The sequence below is a fragment of the Inquilinus sp. genome, assembly GCF_057815775.1.
Genome location: NZ_JBYRFX010000983.1, coordinates 1 through 1,658, shown reverse-complemented (window position 1 = coordinate 1,658; position 1,658 = coordinate 1). Strand labels below are relative to the sequence as shown.

2 protein-coding genes are annotated in these 1,658 nt (G+C 68.6%); both read right to left on the bottom strand.

Annotated features, from left to right (window positions below):
* Positions 1-26: 26 nt before the first annotated feature.
* Complete coding sequence (gene phnK, locus AC3XYG_RS35150) at positions 27-803, bottom strand: phosphonate C-P lyase system protein PhnK (RefSeq protein WP_489144541.1); 777 nt, start codon at positions 801-803, stop codon at positions 27-29.
* The coding region (locus tag AC3XYG_RS35145) for an alpha-D-ribose 1-methylphosphonate 5-phosphate C-P-lyase PhnJ (RefSeq protein ID WP_489144540.1) at positions 800-1,658 on the bottom strand (859 nt) is incomplete at its 5' end. The genes AC3XYG_RS35145 and phnK, both read right to left, overlap by 4 nt.

Here is a 1,658-nt window from a genome sequence, read left to right as displayed (position 1 = left end):
GATCATCGGAGTCGTGTGCGGCATGGTCAGACCTGCAGGACGGAGGAGACGAGGAGCTGGGTGTAGGGGTGCTGCGGGTCGTCCAGCACCTGGTCGGTCAGCCCGGTCTCGACCACCCGCCCGTGCCGCATCACCATCAGCCGGTCGGCCAGCAGGCGGGCGACGGCGAGGTCGTGGGTGACCAGCACCACGGCGATGCCGAGCCGGCGCACCAGGCCGCGCATCAGATCGAGCAGCTTGGCCTGGACCGAGACGTCGAGCCCGCCGGTCGGTTCGTCCATGAACACCAGCCGCGGGCTGGTGACCAGGTTGCGGGCGATCTGCAGCCGTTGCTGCATGCCGCCGGAATAGGTCGCCGGCCGGTCGTCGATGCGGCCGAGGTCGAGCTCGACCTTGGCCATCCAGTCCTGCGCCTGGCCGCGGATGCCGCCATAATGCCGGGCGCCGACCGCCATCAGCCTTTCGCCAACATTGGCGCCGGCGCTGACATCCATGCGCAGGCCATCACGCGGGTTCTGGTGGACGAAGCCCCAGTCGGTGCGGGCCAGCATCCGCCGCTCCGGCTCCGACAGCGCGTAGATGTCGATCAACCCGCGGGTGCGGGTGTCGAATTCGACGGTGCCGGCGCTGGGCGGCAGCCGGCCGGAGATGCAGTTCAGCAGCGTGGTCTTGCCCGACCCGCTTTCGCCGACGATGCCCAGCACCTCGCCGGACGACATCTCGAAGCCGACGTCGCGGCAGCCGGTGACGGTGTCGCCGTAGAGCTTGGTCAGCCCGTCGACGCGCAGCAGCACTTCGCTCATGCCCCGTCCCCCGTGCCGGTGGCGTCATGGGCCTGGTCGACAGCGTGGTCATAGGCGGCCAGCGCCTCGCCGCTCATGGCGCCGTGGTGTCCGGCCTCGCGCCGGGTGCGGCAGTAATGGCTGTCGGAGCAGACCATGTGCCCGCCGGCATCGTCGAGCACGACCTCGTCGAGATAGCTGTCATCGGCGCCGCACAGGCCGCAGGCCTCATCCCAATGCTGGATGTCGAAGGGATGGTCCTCGAAATCCAGGCTGACCACCCGGGTGTAGGGCGGGATGGCGTAGATCCGCTTCTCGCGCCCGGCGCCGAACAGCTGCAGCGCCGGGTTCATGTGCATCTTCGGATTGTCGAATTTCGGGATCGGCGATGGCGACATCAGGTACCGGCCATGCACCATCACCGGATAGGAATAGGTGGTGGCGATATGGCCGTAGCGGGCGATGTCCTCGTACAGCCGGACATGCATCAGCCCGTAATCGGCATAGCCATGCATCATCCGGGTCTCGGTCTCGCGCGGCTCCAGCATGCGCAGCGGCTCCGGCTGCGGCACCTGGTAGACCAGGATCTGGCCCTCGACCAGCGGCTGTTCCGGGATGCGGTGCCGGGTCTGGATCACCGTGGCCTCGGGGGTCGCCTCGGTCGTCGCCACCCCGGCGACGCGGGCGAAGAAGCGGCGGATGTTGACGGCGTTGGTGGTGTCGTCGGCGCCCTGGTCGATCACCTTCAGGATGTCGTCCGGGCCGATGATGCTGGCGGTCACCTGGATGCCGCCCGTGCCCCAGCCATAGGGCACCGGCATCTCGCGCCCGCCGAACGGCACCTGGTAGCCGGGAATCGCCACCGCCTTCAGCAAG